We start from the raw sequence: 17,192 nt of genomic DNA on the forward strand, positions 1-17,192 counted from the left end.
ACCTAATCATCGACGACTCGAATGTTCATTTGTTGGCCGCGTTCAAGATTTGCACCGCATCGCGAAGATTTTGCCGGGGTTCATGATGTTTAGCGGGTCGATCGCCTGCTTGATCGCCCGCATATAGTCGACGCCCGCCCCATGCTCCAGTTCCATGTACTTCATCTTGCCCTGGCCGATGCCGTGTTCACCGGTGCAGGTTCCCTCCATGGCCAGCGCCCGCATGTTGAGCCTGGACACGAATCCCTCGCTGCGCTCGATCTCGCTCTCGTCGTCCACGTCCATCAGCACCGTGACATGAAAATTGCCGTCGCCGACATGCCCTACGATGGGCGCGACCAGGCCCGTTTCGGCGATGTCGCGTTCCGTCTCGACAATGCACTCGGCCAGCCGCGATATGGGCACGCAAACATCCGTCGCGAGAGCCTTTGTGCCTGGCCTTAGCGCGATCATCGCCCAATAGGCGTCGTGCCGCGCCTTCCACAGCTTCTGGCGCTTCTCGGCTTCGCGTGCCCAGTCGAACGGACCGCCGTCAAACTCGCCAGCGATTTCGCCGAACATCTCCGCCTGTTCCACCACGCCCGCCTCCGTTCCGTGGAACTCCAGGAAAAGGCAAGGGCTTTCGGAATAGTCCAGTTGCGAGTAGGCGTTGAGGGCGCGCATGCCGAGCGTGTTGACCAGTTCCATACGGGCAATAGGAATACCCATCTGGATGGTCATGATGACGGCCTGGCAAGCCGCCTCGACCGTCGGAAATGGGCACACGCCGCCCGATATGGCCTGCGGAATGCCGTAAAGGCGCAAGGTAAGCCCGGTGATGACGCCGAGTGTGCCTTCCGAACCCACCATCAGCCGCGTGAGGTCGTAGCCGGCCGAGGACTTGCGTGCCCGCCGCGCGGTTGTGACGGCGCGCCCGTCCGGCATGACCGCCGTGACCGACAGCACATTCTCCCGCATCGTACCGTAGCGTACGGCGTTTGTGCCCGAAGCCCGTGTCGCAGCCATGCCGCCAAGGCTCGCATTCGCGCCGGGATCGATCGGGAAGAACAGCCCCGTGTCGCGCAGGTAATGGTTCAGGTCCTCGCGCGTCACGCCCGGTTCGACCGTGCAGTCGAGATCATCCTGATTGACCTGCAGCACACGGTTCATCCGGGATGTGTCGATGGAGATGCCGCCGGATGGCGCGTTCACATGCCCTTCCAGGGAAGACCCGACGCCGAAGGGGATGATCGGCACGCGGTGCTCGGCGCAAAGCCGCACCACCTCCTGCACCTCCTCGGTCGTCTCCGCGAAGAAAACGCCGTCGGGCGCCTGATTGGGAAGATAGGTAGTGGTGTGCCCGTGCTGCTCGCGGATAGCCTGGCCAGTTTGAAAGCGGTCGCCGAAGAGCGCGCCAAGGCGGACGGTCACCGCCTCCACACCGTTTTCATTGCGCTGTATCTCAGCCGACGCCGCGACACCCATGTTTTTCCTCCAAAATTCATTGCCCCGCCCTTGTCGAACGGGCTGCTTTCCTTTTCTATCCGAGTCTCCAGCAATTGCACCAATTGTCCAGTGGTCATTGCCCGCAAGAAGTGAAGGGGCGCGTATTGGAGGTTCCGCATATTTCTCGACCGTTCCAGATCGAGAAGGACTGGATCGACTATAATGGTCATATGAATATGGCCTACTACAATGTGCTGTTCGACCGGGCATCCGACGAGATATTCGAAAAGCTGGGTTTGGCCCCCGCCTATGCGCGTGACCGCAGGCTGACCACCTACACCGCCGAGATCCATGTCTGCTACGTGCGAGAACTCCATCTTGGCGATAGCGTCAACGTCTCCTACCAGCTCGTCGACCATGATGAAAAGCGGCTGCACTCCTATCAGGAAATCATCCATGCGGATGGCTGGCTGGCGGCGACCTGCGAGTGCCTCACCCTGCACATCGATATGACAGGCCCGAAAGTCGCCCCCTTTCCACCCGATATCCGTGCCGGTGTCGAAGCGCTCTCCACCTCCCATGCTTGCCTGCCCCGACCCGAACGGGCCGGTCGCTCCATCGGCATCCGGCGGAAATGATACCGAAGTTCATCACAAATCTGCCCCGCATCCTCGTTTCCTGGGTGCAGCCAAATCTCGAGACCTTCTGGAAGACCCGCCAGCCCATGGTCTGGCTGCTTGCACTCCTTGTGGGCGCGGCCATCGCCATCGCCGCCATCATCTTTCGTGAACTGATCGGCCTCTTCCAGATTCCCTGGCTGGGAACCCGTTCCGAACGCGTCTACTCGGCGGCGCTCCAGATACAATGGTACTGGATCATGGCAGGCCCGGTCGCCGGCGGGTTGCTGGTCGGCCTGCTGCTGACCTTCCTGTCGAACAGGCGCACCGGCGCGGTCGCCGACGTCATCGAGGCGCGTGCGCTGACCGGCCGCAAGCTTGGCCTGCGCGACGGCCTCCTTTCCGCCCTCGTCACCGCGCTCTCGCTCGGCTCCGGCGCCAGCGCCGGCCGCGAAGGACCGGTGGTCCATTTGGGCGCGGTCCTGTCTACGGCGGTGGCATGGCGCGCTGACCTTCCCGAATGGTGCCGCCGCACGCTTCTGGGCGCGGGCGTCGCCAGCGCCATCTCCGCCTCGTTCAACGCGCCCATCGCCGGCGTTCTCTTCGCTCATGAAGTCATTCTCGGCCATTATGCGATGCGCTCCTTCGTGCCCATCGTCATCGCCTCGACGGCAGGCGCGGTGGCCTCGCGCTTATGGTTCGGCAATGCGGCCGCCTTCCTCATCCCCAACCATCAGATCACATCCTTCTGGGAGTTCCCGGCCTTCGCGCTGCTGGGCGTGACGGCGGCGTTGGTCGCGATCCTGTTCCAGTTCGCTCTCTACATGGCCGACTTCATGGCGCGCGGTTCGCGCATCCCCTATTATCTCCTGCCGGCCGTCGGCGGCGTGCTGGTCGGGGCCATCGCGCTCGTCTTCCCGCAGGTCCTCGGCGTCGGCTACGAAGTGACCGACATGGCGCTGTGGCGCAAGCTGCCGCTGATGACCATGCTCGCCCTCATCGTCGTCAAGACCGTCGCCACCGCTATAACGCTGGGCGCGCGCTTCGGCGGCGGCATTTTCTCGCCGGCACTCTATCTGGGCGCCATGACCGGCGGCTCCTTCGGCCTCATCGCTGCGACCGTCTTTCCCGACATGGCGTCGAGCGAAGGGCTGTATGCGATTCTGGGCATGGGTGCGGTCGCCGGTGCCGTGCTGGGCGCGCCCATTTCCACAACCGTCATCGTTTTCGAACTGACCGGCGGCTACGCGCTTTCCATCGCCCTTCTGCTAACCGTGGCAGTGGCGCACGGCATCACCCAGGCGATCCATGGACACTCGTGGTTCCACTGGCAGTTGGAGATGCGTGGACTCTTCATCCAAGAAGGGCCCCACCGGGCGCTGGGACAGATCACTCGCGTCATGGACTTCATGGAACCACTCGCCGACGACGCCGAGCCCGAGCAATACGATCCCGAGTCGGGGGCAGCGGCGCTACGGCCGACGGACACGCTGGAATCGGCGCTGCGCGCTTTTGACAAGGGCGGCCATACGCGCCTGCCGGTCGTCGACCCGAAGGACGAGACACGGATCATCGCCTGGGCCAGCCATATTCGCGCCCTGCGCTCCTTCAACCGGGCGCTGGTCCAGCTCAGCGAGGAAGAGCATCGCTGAGCCGTTCTCTAACGCTTCGCTAACCATAATTGCCAACCATTGCCGCCTTTGCACAACTTAAGCACCGTCGCTTCCTTGCGGCGCACGCCTATGCGGCCAAAATTTCTCGTGGGTCAGTTAAAGATTCGTATGTGACGATGCGCGGTTCGGGAGGCGGAGAGTGAAGGTCGACGTGAAGGAAATGTCAGAGCGGTTAGCCTATGACCCGACCTTCAGCGACTACGACTTCTGGCGCGCGTTGAAATCGCTCGACGACGAGCTCTTTCACATCCAGAACCAGCATCACCCCATTCCGATGGAGCTCGTTTTCGCCCGCGCCATCCTGCGCCGCGCCCGCAACGCGCGCGGCGAAGAATGAGAGTCCCGATTACCGACGCTTCAGCGTGCGTTATCGTTTCACCTCCCGTTCGACGAAACGGATGCGGTTGTTGAAGGGATCGGTCACGACCATTTCGAGGCCCCATTCCTCCTGCGAGATGCCGGGCTTCAAATAGCGATAATCCCTATCGGAAAGCTCCTTATGGAGCGTCCGCAGGCCGGTGGTATGAACGATCATGTTGCAGCCCGGCGAGGCATCGCCCGCATGCTCGCTCAGATGCAGCTTCAGACCGCTGCGCGACACCTGCTGATAGAGGGGGAAGTTTTCGCCGAAACGGTGCTCCCAGTCGAGCGAGAAGCCAAGGAAGCCTTGGTAGAATTCCCGCGCCTTGTCCACGTCGAAGATGCGGATGATGGGAATGGCCTGCTGAAACTGGTCCGCCTTGCCGGCAGGCGGTGCCGCTTCGTCGATCTTTGCCGCGAGTATGTTCCAGCTCGCAAAACCGAATTGACGAGCGACGACCTCAAGCGCCGCGCTGTGCGGCAGGTCGATGGAACGTTCGGAAAGGGCCTCGCGCATGGCTTTCGCCATCGCCTTGGCGTCGAGATGTGTCCGCATGATACGGTCCTTGCAACGGCGAATGTCCCATCAGCGCCCGCATTGCCGACGTCTTCGCCGCCCTTCACCGGGACCGTGGAAAACGCGGTGAATGCATTCGCCATACCCCTTTTGGGGGCGCGGGCTGCCGGCTGCATCCTGCCTCGATGAAATCTATGCGCGAAGCTCCCCCTCCGTCAACATTCGCCTGCGTTGCATTCCCCGTTCCTTTGGCTTCCCGGCCTTGGCCCGCCGACGCCAAACCGGTACAAAAGGAAAACGCTTGGCCTTTACGGGTCGAATCACCATATGCAGGCGCAATGTCAGGAAATCCCGACGATCTGCCGTTTTTCGGCGACGACGATATTCCGCCCACGGCACAGTCCGGTGGCGGCATCGCCGCGCGCGCCATGGCCGCGCGGCGGGCCCCGTCCACCCCTTATCTGGAAGGGCTGAACCCCGAACAGCGGCTTGCTGTGGAGACGACCGAAGGCCCCGTGCTTGTGCTTGCCGGCGCAGGCACCGGCAAGACCCGCGTGCTGACGACCCGAATCGCGCATATTCTGGCCACCGGTCGCGCCTACCCCTCCCAGATCCTCGCCGTCACTTTCACCAACAAGGCTGCGCGGGAAATGAAGACGCGCATCGGCATTCTGGTCGGAGAGGCCGTGGAGGGCATGCCCTGGCTCGGCACGTTCCACTCGATCGGCGTCAAGCTGCTGCGCCGCCATTCCGAGCTCGCCGGCCTGAAATCCTCCTTCACCATCCTCGATACCGATGACCAGATCCGGCTTCTCAAGCAGCTTATCCAGGCCGAAGGGCTCGACGACAAGCGCTGGCCGGCTCGCCAGTTTGCCCAGATGATCGACGGCTGGAAGAACAAGGGCCTGGCGCCCGCCGACATCCCCGAGGGCGACGCGCGCGCCTTCGCCAACGGCAAGGGCCGGCAGCTCTATGCGGCCTATCAGGCGCGGTTGAAGACGCTGAACGCCGTGGATTTCGGCGACCTCCTGCTACACCCCATCCGCATCTTCCGCGAATATCCGGACGTGCTGCGCGAATACCACGCCAAGTTCAAATACATATTGGTGGACGAGTACCAGGACACCAACACGGCGCAGTATATGTGGCTGCGGCTTTTGGCCCAACGCCAGGCAGGCAGCGTCAATGTGTGCTGCGTCGGTGACGACGACCAATCGATCTATGGCTGGCGCGGCGCCGAGGTGGACAACATCCTGCGCTTCGAAAAGGACTTTCCAGGCGCCACGGTCATTCGGCTCGAACGCAACTATCGCTCGACGGCCCATATCCTGGGCGCAGCCTCGCACCTGATCGCCCATAATGAAGGCCGTCTCGGCAAGACGTTATTCACCGAAAAGTCCGACCCCGACGATCCCAAGGTCAAGGTTCACGCCGCTTGGGATTCGGAAGAGGAGGCCCGCGGCGTTGGCGAAGAGATCGAGGCGCTGCAGACAAAGGGTCACGCGCTCAACGACATGGCCATTCTTGTCCGCGCCTCCTTCCAGATGCGCGAGTTTGAGGACCGTTTCGTCACGCTGGGTCTGAACTACCGGGTTATTGGCGGTCCCCGCTTTTACGAACGGCAGGAAATCCGCGATGCCATGGCCTATTTCCGGGTCGTGGCGCAGCCGGCCGACGATCTGGCGTTCGAGCGTATCGTCAATGTGCCCAAGCGCGGCCTCGGCGAAGCCGCGGTACGGCAGATCCACGACGTGGCGCGCATGCGCGGGGTTCCCCTCCTGCAGGCCGCCCGCGATCTCGTCGGCACGGAGGAAATGAAGCCCAAGCCGCGCGCGGCCCTGCGCACGCTGGCCGAGAGCTTCGAGCGCTGGCAGAGCCAGATCGACCGGGTCTCGCATACCGAGCTGGCCGAGCAGATCCTGGAAGAATCCGGCTACACGGACATGTGGAAGAACGACCGGTCCGCCGAGGCTCCCGGCCGGCTGGAGAACCTCAAGGAACTGATCCGCTCGATGGAGGAATATGAAAGCCTGCGCGGCTTTCTGGAGCATGTCGCCCTGGTGATGGACGCCGAGCGCGATGAGGGCCTCGACGCCGTCAGCCTGATGACGCTCCACTCCGCCAAGGGGCTGGAGTTCGACACGATCTTCCTACCCGGATGGGAAGAAGGGTTGTTCCCCCACCAGCGTGCGCTGGACGAAGGCGGGCGGACGGGCTTGGAGGAGGAGCGCCGTCTAGCCTATGTCGGCCTGACGCGGGCCAAGCGGAACCTGCATCTGTGGTTTACCTCCAACCGGCGTATCCACGGCTTGTGGCAGTCGACCCTGCCCTCGCGCTTTCTGGATGAACTGCCGGAGGCCCATGTGGATGTGGCCGATGAGGGTAGCGGCTATGGCGGCTACGGTCGGTCGGCGGGCCAGCCGGGCCGGCCCAACCCCTACGGCCGCTCGCGCTTCGACGATACGTCGTTTTCGAATAGCTACGCCACACCCGGTTGGCAGCGCGCCCAACGGAACCGGACCGAAGCGACAGACCGCAACTGGGGCACACGGTCGGGCCATCAGACGGAACGGATAGGCTATGGAGAAACCGATTCCGGCTATGGCGCGGGTCGAGGGTCCGTAAAGGGTCGGACCATCGAGGGCGAGCTTGTCGCCAGATCGGTGTCCGACAACCCATCGTCCTTCAAGGTCGGCGACCGCGTCTTTCACATGAAGTTCGGGAATGGAAATGTTGTCGCCATCGAGGGCAACAAACTCACGATCAATTTCGACAAGGCGGGCCAGAAGCGCGTTCTGGACGGATTCGTGAAAGCCGTATGAACGGGCGCTCTATCTTCTTATCTTGCGCATTTATGCGGACGTGATCAATGCGCAAGCCGTCGACAACGCCCTTCCGCACCAGCCGCAGTGATTCCACCTGACGGCAAAGTGCTCCGGGAGATCGACGATATAGTCGCCTACTTATAGTATTCGAACTTGCCGTCGGCGTTCTTGTCACGCTTGAGAACGCCGCTGGCGGCATAGCGCGATAACGGCCCGGAAAAGGCGTTGGACTTGTACCTCACGCCGACTTCCTGCTCGCATTTCTTGACGATGTCGCCGATTGTCCTGCGCTCATCGAAGAAGTCGCTGTCGATCAGCTTGCCGAGCGCCGCTACCGCACCGCTGGCACTCGGCACCGTCTTGCGCGGCCGTCCGGGCCTTCCGCGGGAGGATGCGCCGGACTGCCAATCGGCAAGCCCGCTCCCCGGCCCTGGCTGATAGTCCGGCGATGGAGGTTCGGAGAAACGCGGTTCATCGCGGGTTTGATTGAACAGGAGTTCGACAAGGCGCAGTTGAACCGCCTCGGACTCGAACTTGTTGACCGTTTCGGCAAGCTCCTCAAGCTGGCACTTTAGCTCATGAAATTTCTCGCGCATCGAATTCGCCCCTATTGACCGTCGGTCATCACTATAGCGCCTAAGCTAAATGCATATGGAGATATAAGCAGATAAAAAGTCAATACACGCAGCGCGCGAGTATACTTAGTCAATAGGTTGCGCTCGGGAGGCGGACAGAAACAGTCAGCGAGCGCTCCTGAAAAACGCAAGCTTTCCGGCAATGGCTGAGGAACCGATCTTCCGCCGATGCAAAAATTCTCGCCGGTTCCGCCCGCGCTTTGTTCGGAATATGGTTAAACCAAAGCGAAGAAGAGCATACTCAGTCGGTGGGCACGACGTTTAGGGGTTATACGCAATCCATTCTATCGCAGGATATCCGCCGCACCGGAAGATGCAGCGGATATCCCATAGCGGTGCCGGAAAACCGGCGAACAGGCAGCACTAGCGAACGTAGACTACCAGATTGCCATCGGCGCTGGTTTCGGCCGCCACGACGTTCTCGACTTGAACCTGTTCCTCCTCGAGCTTGGCGGCAACGGTGCTGTTGGCCTCGACTGCGTCGCGCAGCGCCTCGACATCCTCCTGGTTCTGGGACAGCGCATTGTCGAGCGCGTTCATGCTCTCGCCCTGCGCCAGATCACCAACGCGGATGATCTCGATATTCGACGCGTCCGTGACGGCCTGGACATCCGCCGCCGCCGTGCCGCTGGCCTGGATGGCGGAGATCACCGAACCGAAATTGGCTTCAGTTCCGGTGCTGGCCGTGACACCCGTGTCGACGCCGACATCGGCTCCCGTATCGGTGCCTGCGCCCGCATCCATCTCGGTATCGATCTGCGCGCTCGTACCCGAGTTCGTTTTGATTTTGCTGCCGCCGGCCGCGGCCGTGCCGGCAAATGCGACGGAAACGAGCAATGGTGCGATGGTCAGTGCAAGAATGCGTTTCATAATTTCCTACTCCTGTGGTGGGTCATCCCTCCAGGCAGCCAAACGTCGATGCGTCGCCAGTGTTCCTCTCGGAAATTGGGAGTTTTCGTGACGGCTTGCCCGTTTTTGGCCGTCTTCGCCCCCCGACGGGTGGCCCGAGGATGGCGGCATGCAAGAGCTGTCAGTGCTTTGTTAACGGCCGGGCCGTTAAGTGGCGGAGCAGGCACCGACTCTGCCGGCCGCCTTGCTCTCGCCTCCAGGCGCTGACCTCCAGCCCTTCCGCCACCTTTCCGGTGACGGAAGGGCGCAGCAGCCCGAAGTGCCTTCAGCGCCGCTCCCACTTTTCAAGAAATGCTGCGATGTCCAGCACCTGCATATCGGGAACCGCCTCGAACAGGCGCTCCTGCGGCCAGTCCCACCATGCCAGCGCCTGCAGCCGGACCGCGATGTCGAGTGCGAACCGGGGCCGCAGAACGATCGCCGGCACACCTGCCACGATGGCATAGGGCGCAACATCCTGCGTGACCACGGCATTGGCCCCGACCACCGCCCCGTCGCCGACGGTAATGCCCGGCATGATGACGGCACCATGGCCGATCCAGACGTCGTTTCCAATCGTCACGATTCTGGCCCGCCGGCGCGCGCGAAAATCCTGATCCACGCCCAGATACCTGAAATACTCGTTGGGCCGGTAGCTGAGCTTATGCGTCGTCGGCCTCTCGACCGGATGCTCCAGGGCATTCACACGCGTATTGGCCGCCACCGAACAGAACTTGCCGAATTTCGCATAGATGGCTTCGGCGTTGCGCTCGAAATAGGTGAAGTTTCCCACCTCGACCTCGCGCAGCACTACCCGCGCGCCAATGGACACGTACGGGCCGAGCCGGCAGCCCTTGAGTTCGGCTGTCGGATGAACGCGCGGTTCCGGTTCGGTAAAGCGTAGATCTTTCTCCATGCCGTTGCTCTACAGCATTTTGCGGTAAGTGGAATACCGCCGCGCTTGCGACAGTTTGCGTCTTTGCTTCACACCGATGAGGCACTATCCTCATTTCATGAAGCTGGTTGCCGACAACCGTCTCGGGGAATATGCGAAAATTGCCGCCGCTGTCATATTCCTGGCGGCGGTGGGCGGGCTTGGATTTGCCATGTGGCTGAACAACGGACCAGCTCTGTTTCTTTCCCTGGCGGAAGCCGGCCTTGCCTGGTGTTTTTAGATCGATCCATACGGTGACTTTTCAATGATGCGTGCAATACTTATCGGCATATTCGTTCTGCTTGCCTTTGCGGCAGGTCTGTTGGTCTTCCAATGGTATCGTGACCAGAACGCCGTTGTCGCCTTTGGCGAGCCGTTCAAACTGGTTACACATAGTGGTGAACCCATTACCGAGGCCGCGTTCAAGGGAGCCCCCACTGCGGTCTTCTTCGGCTTCACCCACTGCCCCGACGTCTGTCCCACCACGCTTTTCGAAATGCAGGCCTGGCTCGATGAATTGGGCGAGGACGGCGCCGAACTCGAACCCTATTTCGTCACCGTCGACCCAGAGCGCGACACGCCAGAGGTGATGAAGACCTATCTGGAAAATTTCTCCGAACGCATCACCGGAATCACCGGCGAGCCGGACAAGGTGGCTCAAATGGTCAAATCCTTCCGCATTTATTCGCGAAAGGTCGAGCTCGAGAACGGCGACTACACGATGGATCACACCGCCTCGGTCATGCTCCTGAACCGCGACGGCGATTTCTTCGGAACCATCTCCTACGAGGAAAACCCCGAGACCGCGATCGCCAAGCTGCGCCGGCTCATCGAGGAAGGTTGATGGGCGAGGCCCGCATTCATTTTCAGGCGCGGCAACCCGACGCCGACAAGGCCTTTGGCCTGCTCGAAACGGCCCTGGAAGACGAGGGCCTGCCGGTCGCGATCAGCGAGATCGACGAGGAAAAGCAGATATTCGAGATATCCGTCTACACGATGGACGATCTCGATGGGGTGCGGAAACGGGTGGCCGAACTGCTGGTCCCGCTGGCCCCCGACCTCGATCTTCAGATCGAGGAACTGCCCGACATCGACTGGGTTTCCCATTCGCTTGAAGGGTTGCGCGCCGTGCGGGTCGGCCGATTCTTCGTCCACGGCGCCCATGAGCGCGGCCAGGAAAGGCCCGGCGAGATCGGCATCCAGATCGATGCCGGCCTGGCCTTCGGCACCGGCCATCACGGCACCACCTCGGGCTGCCTCGAAATGATCGAACGGGTGGTGACGGCCGAGCGGCCGCGCAATGCGCTGGATCTCGGCACCGGCAGCGCGGTGCTGGCCATAGCCGTCGCGCGCCTGGCCCGTATTCCGGTCCTGGCAACCGACATCGATGCCATCGCCACACGCGTTGCCCGAGACAATGTGCGACTGAACAAGGTCGGCACATGGGTCAAAGCCGAGACCGCGCCGGGCTTTCATCACCCCGCATTCGCACGCGCCAAACGTTTCGACCTGATCGTGGCAAATATCCTGGCAAGGCCTCTGATGGCGCTGGCGCCACAGATGGCGCAGCACGTGGCTTCCGGCGGCTCGATCATCCTTTCAGGGATTCTGGAACGCCAGAGGCAGGCTGTCATCGCGGCCTATGTCGGCCAGGGTTTTCGGCATCTGAAAACCCTCCATCGCGAAGGCTGGGTCGCTATCCATATGAAGCGGTAATTTCATACCGGCCCAAAAGAAAGGCGGCCATTGCAGGCCGCCGTAATCTTCGATGCTGCGGACGGGCAGTGTCAGTACATATAGGTGCTGCCGTTGCGGCGCAGTTCCTCACGTGTATAGCCGTGGGACTTCAGCGTCTCGTCGTCGAGCATGAGAAGCGCACCATTGACGTAGCGGCTGACCTGCTTCTGGCGGGCTGCCACGAGTGCGTCCATTGCACCACGGAAAAAATTGCGCTTGGCCATTTGCAGTCTCCTGTCTGGTAAGGATTTCTATCCTCCACGCCCAAAAGGTAAGCAATCCTGACCTGATAACCAGCGCCGATTGCGCATGTGAGCCATTCGTTTTTGCATATGCGAAGAAGAATGCTGCATCGCAACATTCCTGACCTTCGGTCGGAAGCTGAAGAGAATGCTCTATCACCCTGTTCTTCCACATGCCTGCCTGCTGCATGTGATTCCCCCGGCCGTCCTAATACGATAGGCTCCACCCAGTTTCCTCCCCTGCATGGTGCTCCCAATGTTCCAGACATTCGATGCTTCGTCCGACCCGAGCCAGGCCGCGCCCCGCGTGGCCCGGCTGCGCGAGGAAATGGCCGCCCGCGCGCTGGACGGCTTCCTGGTGCCCCGCAGCGACGAGCATCAGGGCGAATATGTGCCAGCCGGCGCGGAGCGCCTGCGCTGGCTGACCGGCTTCACAGGCTCCGCCGGCGCAGCACTGATCCTGGCATCCCGCGCCGTCCTCTTCGTCGACAGCCGCTATACGCTGCAGGCCCGCGAGCAAACGGACCCCGAAATCTTCGAGATCGCTCATATTCCCGAAACGTCGCCACGCGAATGGATCGGGGAAAACCTCGCCAAGGGCGCGCGCATCGGCTTCGACCCCTGGCTTCACACGATCGGCGAGGTGCGATCCCTGCGCGAGGCCCTCGAAAAGGCAGGCATGGAAGTCATCGCCCTGGAGGAGAACCTGGTCGATAGGGTGTGGGAAGACCGCCCGGCCCCACCGCTGGCCCCGGTGCGCATTCACCCGCTGGCACTTGCCGGAGAGAAGGCCGCCGACAAGATCGAGCGGCTTGCCGGGAAGCTGCGTGAGGAAGGCATCGGCAGAACCGTTCTTACCGACCCATCCTCCCTCGCATGGTTGTTCAATATTCGCGGCAGCGACGTACCCCATACGCCCCTGCCGCTCGGTTTCGCCATCCTGTCGGCCGACGACCGGCCCGATCTCTTCCTCGCCCGCGAGAAGCTGCCGCGCGAAGTGGAAGCCTACCTGACCCAGCTTGCCGAACTCCGTGCACCGGACGAACTGGAGGCACGGCTTGCGCAGTATGCCTCGCAGGACGGCATTATCGGGCTGGACGAGGGACTGGCAGCGGAAAAGCTCCGGCTGCTGGCGGAGGAGGCCGGCGGTCAGACAGTTGCCTTCACCGATCCGGCTTCCCTGCCCCGGGCCACCAAGAACGCAGCGGAATTGCGCGGCGCCCGCGCGGCCCATCTGCGCGATGGCGCCGCGCTCGCCGATTTTCTGGCCTGGCTCGACGGGCAGGAGCCAGAGACCCTTGACGAAATCCGCGTGGTCGAGCGCCTTGAAGCCGCGCGCATACGCGCGGGCGAAGAGGCACAGATGCCGCTGCGCGACATTTCCTTCGACACGATCAGCGGATCCGGTCCAAACGGCGCAATCGTCCACTACCGGGTGACGGAGAAGACGACGCGTAAACTCGCGCGCGACGAGCTCCTATTGCTCGATTCCGGCGGCCAGTATGAGGACGGAACGACGGACGTCACCCGGACCGTTGTCCTTGGAACGCCCCCCGAAGCCATGCGCAAGCATTTCACGCTGGTGCTCAAGGGCATGATCGCCATAAGCTGCCTGCGCTTTCCGACCGGCACACGCGGCATGGACATCGATGCCATGGCCCGTACCGCGCTCTGGAAGTTCGGCTACGACTATGGACATGGCACCGGCCATGGCGTCGGCTCTTTTCTCTCCGTCCATGAGGGACCGCAGCGCATCGCGAAGACCGGCAAGCAGAAACTGCTGACGGGCATGATCCTGTCCAACGAGCCCGGCTACTACAAGCCCGGCAGCTACGGCATCCGCATCGAAAATCTGATCGCGGTTACCGAGCCTGAACCGGTTCCCGGTGGCGACATCGCCATGCACGGTTTCGAAACGCTGACGCTCGCCCCCATCGACAAGCGGCTTGTCGAGCCAGAGCTCCTGACCGAAGAAGAACGTGTCTGGTTCGACGCATATCATCGTCATGTCTTCGAGCAAATCTCGCCGCTCGTCGACGACCGGACACGGACCTGGCTCCGCGCCGCGACCGCACCCTTGTAGTATGACGAGCTCGGTTCAGCCGAGCAGATGCCTGAGCAGGATCAGCACTGCGGCCGATGTCAGGAACATGGGCATCATTCCGCCCACCGCATATGAAACCACGACGCCCGTGGCCAACGCGGCGATCTCGGGGATGCCGCCCTCCATGGCCGCGGGCGCTACCAGCGTGGTGAGGACGGCGGCAGGCACGGCATTCAGTCCCGCCTCGACGCGCGGATGGATACGCTCGAAGCGCGACAGCACCAGATGGCCGCCCACACGGGTCAGATAGGTCATCACGGCGCCGGCGACGATGATCCAGAAGGTGGTGCTCATCGCGGAGTGTCCTTCTTCACGGTCGGCACCATGAGCGCGCCCAGCAAGATGCCGGCGAGCGCCCCCAGGGAGACATGCCAGGGCGAGCCGACAAAGCGATAGGCGACAATGGAGGCAATGGCGCTGACGACGACAACCGGCAGCCAGAGAGGCCGCTTCCGGAAGCCCATGACGAGACCTGTGAAATATATCGGCAGGAGAAAGTCCAGTCCGATAGCGTGGGGATCGGGTATCAGCCGGCCGAACAGCGCACCGAGCCACGCCTCGACGACCCAGAAGAGATAGATGGGCAGGCCCATCCCCATATACCAGGCGAAGGAAAGAGTTCCGTATTCCCGGCGCCGCTCGGCCTCGGCGAACTGCGGATCGACGAGAAAGAAGAAACCGATCGCCTGCTGCATCGGTCCCCAATGGGAGAGGTGTCGGCCGATCGTGGCCGAATAGAGCACGTGCCGGAAATTGACGGCAAAGATCGACAGCACGATAAGCCACGGCGCGACCCTGGTGCCGAAGAGGTCGATCCCCACCATCTGGCTGGCGCCGGCATAGATCGTGGCACTCATGAAGATCGCCTCGAACACGGTGAAGCCGTTGTCGATGGCCAGCGCGCCGAAAAGAAGACCGAAAGGCATTGCCGCGACCACGACCGGCAGGCTGGCCCTGGCGCCGGACCAGAACTCGCTCGCCGGGCTTTCCTCGGCATAACTGTCCGCGCTCATGATTCCTCCAAAGCATGGAAAATAGGTAAGAATAGCTGACCAGTCATATCAATTCCGTTGAGCCAGTCTTCAAGGTGGTTGATGTGACAGGCGCTATTCCTTGCCTATGCGCTCGAACCAGGCGTCCTCGTCTATCACTTCGATGTCGAATTCCGCCGCCTTCTTGAGCTTCGAGCCGGCACCCGGCCCCGCTACCACGAGATCGGTCTTGCGCGAAACCGACCCCGCCACCTTCGCGCCGAGGCGCTCGGCCATGGCCTTGGCCTCGTCGCGGGACATGCGCTCCAGCGCCCCGGTGAAAACGATTGTCTGGCCGGCCACCGGCGAATCCGTGATGGGCCGCTCGGCGTCTTCCACATTCACTTCCTCGGCCAGCCGCTCGACGAGGGCGCGGTTATGCTCCTCGGCAAAGTAGGCCGCCACCGCGTCGATCACGGCATCGCCGATGTCATCCAGTGCGTCCATCTCCTCGCGTGCATGGACGTCGCCCTCCGCCACCGCCAGGGCCGCGTCGTGGAAATCGGCCCATGAGCCATAGGCGCGCGCCAGCGTGGTCGCCGTGCGTTCGCCCACATGGCGAATGCCAAGCCCGTATACCATGCGGTCGAGCGGGATCGTACGCCGCGCTTCGATGGCGTCGAACAGGTTTTGCGCGGAGGTCGCGCCCCAGCCATCCTTGTCCTTGAGCTTCTTCATGTTCTGCCGGTCGCGGGCCGCCAGCGTGAAGATGTCGGCCGGGCTCCTGACCGGCAGGTCCGGGTCATGGAAGAAGAACTCGATCTGCTTTTCCCCGAGGCCCTCAATATCGAAAGCCCGACGCGAAACGAAAAGGCGCAGATGCTCGATCCGCTGGAACGGGCAGGCGAACTCGCCGGAGCAGCGCCGCACGACCCCTTCGCCGCCTGCCGCCGTGCCTTCGCGGATCACGGGTGTTTCCAGATGACAGGGACAGGTCTCCGGAAATACGAAGTCCGTCGCATCCGCCGGGCGGCGCTCGGGCACGTAGTTGAGAATTTGCGGGATCACATCGCCGGCGCGCTGCACGGTTACCGTGTCGCCGATCTTCACGCCGAGACGTTCGATCTCCTCGGCATTGTGCAGCGTGGCGTTGGTGACGACGACACCGCCCACAGTGACCGGCTCAAGCCGCGCGACCGGCGTCAGCGCGCCGGTACGGCCCACCTGAATGTCGATGCCCTTGAGGATCGTCGTTGCCTGTTCGGCCGGGAATTTGTGCGCTATCGCCCAGCGCGGACTACGCGAGATGAAGCCAAGCCGCTGCTGCAGAGCCAGATCGTCAACCTTGTAAACGACGCCGTCTATGTCGTAGCTCAGGCTGCCACGTTCGGCTTCGATACTGTGATATTGCTCTAGCAATTCGTCGGCGGTCCGACAAAGCCGCATCAACGGGTTGGTGGCGAACCCGAAAACCTTCAGTGCCTCCACCATGCCCATTTGCGTATCGGCCGGCATCCGGCTCACCTCGCCCCAGGCATAGGCGAAGAACTTCAATGGCCGCGCCGCCGTGATCGATGAATCGAGTTGGCGCAACGACCCAGCGGCCGTGTTGCGCGGATTGACATAGGTCTGCTTGCCCTCCGCCTCCTGGCGCTCGTTGAGCGCCAGGAAATCGCGATGGGTCATATAGACCTCGCCACGCACTTCCAGAATGTCAGGAGGATCGCCCGCGAGCACGTTGGGAATGTCGGAAACCACGCGCGCATTGGCGGTTACATTCTCGCCAACCTGCCCGTCCCCCCGCGTGGCGGCGGAAACGAGCCGCCTGCCCTCATAGCGCAGAGACAGGGACAGCCCGTCGATCTTGGGCTCCGCGGTCATGGCAATGGGCGCGTCTGCATCGAGCTTGAGGTAGCGCCGGATGCGGGCGACGAAATCGATGACGTCCTCGTCCGAAAAGGCGTTGTCGAGGGAAAGCATCGGCACCTTGTGCCGCACCTTCTCGAACTTCTCCGAAATTGGCGCACCGACCCTGCGTGACGACGAATCTTCGCGGACAAGCGCTGGAAACCGCTGTTCGACCGCCAGGTTGCGCCGCCGCAGCGCGTCATATTCCGCGTCGGTAATCGTGGGCGCGTCCTCTCCGTGGTAGCGCCGGTCGTGCTCGGCGATCTCGGCGGCGAGCCGGGCGAGTTCGTCGATGGCTTGGGATTCCGTCATTTCGTCGACGGGGATCTTGGCTGTGCTCATGGCTGACGAATCCA

At 62.3% G+C, this 17,192-nt stretch carries 17 protein-coding genes; 8 read left to right on the forward strand and 9 right to left on the reverse strand.

The genetic code is table 11. The features are described 5' to 3' along the window. Window positions 1-42 precede the first annotated feature (42 nt). Window positions 43-1,464: an FAD-binding oxidoreductase gene (locus N1058_RS13540; protein ID WP_265518097.1), complete on the reverse strand. Its 1,422-nt coding sequence runs from the start codon at window positions 1,462-1,464 to the stop codon at window positions 43-45. A 125-nt stretch (window positions 1,465-1,589) separates the two neighbouring features. On the opposite strand from N1058_RS13540, the gene N1058_RS13545 reads away from it, so the two are divergent. The 3 genes from N1058_RS13545 to N1058_RS13555 all read left to right on the forward strand — a co-directional run bounded on the left by N1058_RS13545 (window position 1,590) and on the right by N1058_RS13555 (window position 4,052). Further along, window positions 1,590-2,063, forward strand: coding sequence for a thioesterase family protein (locus N1058_RS13545; RefSeq protein ID WP_265518098.1), 474 nt, complete (start codon window positions 1,590-1,592; stop codon window positions 2,061-2,063). Beyond that, entirely contained in the window at window positions 2,060-3,694 is a 1,635-nt protein-coding gene (locus N1058_RS13550) for a chloride channel protein (protein WP_265518099.1), read from the forward strand. The genes N1058_RS13545 and N1058_RS13550 overlap by 4 nt, the downstream gene beginning before the upstream one ends. A 160-nt stretch (window positions 3,695-3,854) precedes the next feature. Further along, window positions 3,855-4,052 (forward strand): hypothetical protein, encoded by a 198-nt coding sequence (locus tag N1058_RS13555; protein WP_265518101.1) that lies wholly within the window; start codon window positions 3,855-3,857, stop codon window positions 4,050-4,052. Between the two features lie 30 nt (window positions 4,053-4,082). On the opposite strand, the gene N1058_RS13560 is transcribed toward N1058_RS13555, so the two are convergent. Continuing rightward, window positions 4,083-4,631 carry a glyoxalase superfamily protein gene (locus N1058_RS13560; RefSeq protein WP_265518102.1) on the reverse strand — a complete coding sequence of 183 codons (549 nt, stop codon included), beginning with the start codon at window positions 4,629-4,631 and terminating at the stop codon, window positions 4,083-4,085. A gap of 299 nt (window positions 4,632-4,930) precedes the next feature. Here N1058_RS13560 and N1058_RS13565 point away from each other — a divergent pair, with 299 nt between their 5' ends. After that, window positions 4,931-7,414, forward strand: a complete 2,484-nt coding sequence (locus N1058_RS13565) for an ATP-dependent helicase (protein ID WP_265518103.1) — start codon at window positions 4,931-4,933, stop codon at window positions 7,412-7,414. Window positions 7,415-7,551: 137 nt separating this feature from the next. Here N1058_RS13565 and N1058_RS13570 read toward each other — a convergent pair whose 3' ends face one another. The 3 genes from N1058_RS13570 to N1058_RS13580 form a co-directional block, all read right to left on the reverse strand. Continuing rightward, entirely contained in the window at window positions 7,552-8,013 is a 462-nt protein-coding gene (locus N1058_RS13570; protein WP_265518104.1) for a hypothetical protein, read from the reverse strand. A 402-nt stretch (window positions 8,014-8,415) separates the two neighbouring features. Next, window positions 8,416-8,922 carry a hypothetical protein gene (locus tag N1058_RS13575; protein ID WP_265518105.1) on the reverse strand — a complete coding sequence of 169 codons (507 nt, stop codon included), beginning with the start codon at window positions 8,920-8,922 and terminating at the stop codon, window positions 8,416-8,418. A 304-nt stretch (window positions 8,923-9,226) separates the two neighbouring features. After that, window positions 9,227-9,856: a DapH/DapD/GlmU-related protein gene (locus N1058_RS13580; RefSeq protein WP_265518106.1), complete on the reverse strand. Its 630-nt coding sequence runs from the start codon at window positions 9,854-9,856 to the stop codon at window positions 9,227-9,229. Window positions 9,857-9,953: 97 nt separating this feature from the next. On the opposite strand from N1058_RS13580, the gene N1058_RS13585 reads away from it, so the two are divergent. From N1058_RS13585 to N1058_RS13595, 3 genes are read left to right on the forward strand one after another with little or no spacing between them, the layout of a single operon-like run. Then, entirely contained in the window at window positions 9,954-10,115 is a 162-nt protein-coding gene (locus N1058_RS13585; RefSeq protein WP_265518107.1) for a hypothetical protein, read from the forward strand. A 24-nt stretch (window positions 10,116-10,139) separates the two neighbouring features. Further along, window positions 10,140-10,718, forward strand: a complete 579-nt coding sequence (locus tag N1058_RS13590; RefSeq protein WP_274709261.1) for an SCO family protein — start codon at window positions 10,140-10,142, stop codon at window positions 10,716-10,718. Continuing rightward, window positions 10,718-11,590 (forward strand): 50S ribosomal protein L11 methyltransferase, encoded by an 873-nt coding sequence (locus tag N1058_RS13595; RefSeq protein WP_265518108.1) that lies wholly within the window; start codon window positions 10,718-10,720, stop codon window positions 11,588-11,590. Before N1058_RS13590 ends, N1058_RS13595 begins: the two co-directional genes overlap by 1 nt. 71 nt (window positions 11,591-11,661) lie before the next feature. On the opposite strand, the gene N1058_RS13600 is transcribed toward N1058_RS13595, so the two are convergent. Beyond that, complete coding sequence (locus N1058_RS13600) at window positions 11,662-11,835, reverse strand: hypothetical protein (RefSeq protein WP_265518109.1); 174 nt, start codon at window positions 11,833-11,835, stop codon at window positions 11,662-11,664. Window positions 11,836-12,109: 274 nt separating this feature from the next. Here N1058_RS13600 and N1058_RS13605 point away from each other — a divergent pair, with 274 nt between their 5' ends. Next, window positions 12,110-13,936, forward strand: a complete 1,827-nt coding sequence (locus N1058_RS13605; protein WP_265518110.1) for an aminopeptidase P family protein — start codon at window positions 12,110-12,112, stop codon at window positions 13,934-13,936. A gap of 15 nt (window positions 13,937-13,951) precedes the next feature. Here the strand turns inward: N1058_RS13605 and N1058_RS13610 are convergent, their stop codons facing one another. The 3 genes from N1058_RS13610 to ligA form a co-directional block, all read right to left on the reverse strand. Continuing rightward, complete coding sequence (locus tag N1058_RS13610) at window positions 13,952-14,251, reverse strand: AzlD family protein (protein WP_265518111.1); 300 nt, start codon at window positions 14,249-14,251, stop codon at window positions 13,952-13,954. Then, the gene (locus N1058_RS13615) at window positions 14,248-14,970 is read right to left on the reverse strand and encodes an AzlC family ABC transporter permease (RefSeq protein WP_265518112.1); all 723 of its coding nucleotides are present in this window, start codon (window positions 14,968-14,970) and stop codon (window positions 14,248-14,250) included. The genes N1058_RS13610 and N1058_RS13615 overlap by 4 nt, the downstream gene beginning before the upstream one ends. A 93-nt stretch (window positions 14,971-15,063) precedes the next feature. Further along, on the reverse strand, window positions 15,064-17,178 hold the full coding sequence (gene ligA, locus N1058_RS13620) for an NAD-dependent DNA ligase LigA (RefSeq protein ID WP_265518113.1): 2,115 nt from the start codon (window positions 17,176-17,178) through the stop codon (window positions 15,064-15,066). Window positions 17,179-17,192: the final 14 nt, after the last annotated feature.

Source organism: Nitratireductor luteus (genome assembly GCF_026162365.1).
Classification (GTDB): Bacteria; Pseudomonadota; Alphaproteobacteria; order Rhizobiales; family Rhizobiaceae; genus Chelativorans; species Chelativorans luteus.

Excerpts from the sequence above, each read along its gene's own strand:
- N1058_RS13540 (WP_265518097.1), bottom strand. The coding sequence starts at position 1,464 with ATGGGTGTCGCGGCGTCGGCTGAGATACAGCGCAATGAAAACGGTGTG.
- N1058_RS13550 (WP_265518099.1), top strand. The coding sequence starts at position 2,060 with ATGATACCGAAGTTCATCACAAATCTGCCCCGCATCCTCGTTTCCTGG.
- N1058_RS13560 (WP_265518102.1), bottom strand. The coding sequence starts at position 4,631 with ATGCGGACACATCTCGACGCCAAGGCGATGGCGAAAGCCATGCGCGAG.
- N1058_RS13565 (WP_265518103.1), top strand. The coding sequence starts at position 4,931 with ATGTCAGGAAATCCCGACGATCTGCCGTTTTTCGGCGACGACGATATT.
- N1058_RS13570 (WP_265518104.1), bottom strand. The coding sequence starts at position 8,013 with ATGCGCGAGAAATTTCATGAGCTAAAGTGCCAGCTTGAGGAGCTTGCC.
- N1058_RS13575 (WP_265518105.1), bottom strand. The coding sequence starts at position 8,922 with ATGAAACGCATTCTTGCACTGACCATCGCACCATTGCTCGTTTCCGTC.
- N1058_RS13580 (WP_265518106.1), bottom strand. The coding sequence starts at position 9,856 with ATGGAGAAAGATCTACGCTTTACCGAACCGGAACCGCGCGTTCATCCG.
- N1058_RS13585 (WP_265518107.1), top strand. The coding sequence starts at position 9,954 with ATGAAGCTGGTTGCCGACAACCGTCTCGGGGAATATGCGAAAATTGCC.
- N1058_RS13590 (WP_274709261.1), top strand. The coding sequence starts at position 10,140 with ATGATGCGTGCAATACTTATCGGCATATTCGTTCTGCTTGCCTTTGCG.
- N1058_RS13595 (WP_265518108.1), top strand. The coding sequence starts at position 10,718 with ATGGGCGAGGCCCGCATTCATTTTCAGGCGCGGCAACCCGACGCCGAC.
- N1058_RS13600 (WP_265518109.1), bottom strand. The coding sequence starts at position 11,835 with ATGGCCAAGCGCAATTTTTTCCGTGGTGCAATGGACGCACTCGTGGCA.
- N1058_RS13605 (WP_265518110.1), top strand. The coding sequence starts at position 12,110 with ATGTTCCAGACATTCGATGCTTCGTCCGACCCGAGCCAGGCCGCGCCC.
- N1058_RS13610 (WP_265518111.1), bottom strand. The coding sequence starts at position 14,251 with ATGAGCACCACCTTCTGGATCATCGTCGCCGGCGCCGTGATGACCTAT.
- N1058_RS13615 (WP_265518112.1), bottom strand. The coding sequence starts at position 14,970 with ATGAGCGCGGACAGTTATGCCGAGGAAAGCCCGGCGAGCGAGTTCTGG.
- ligA (WP_265518113.1), bottom strand. The coding sequence starts at position 17,178 with ATGAGCACAGCCAAGATCCCCGTCGACGAAATGACGGAATCCCAAGCC.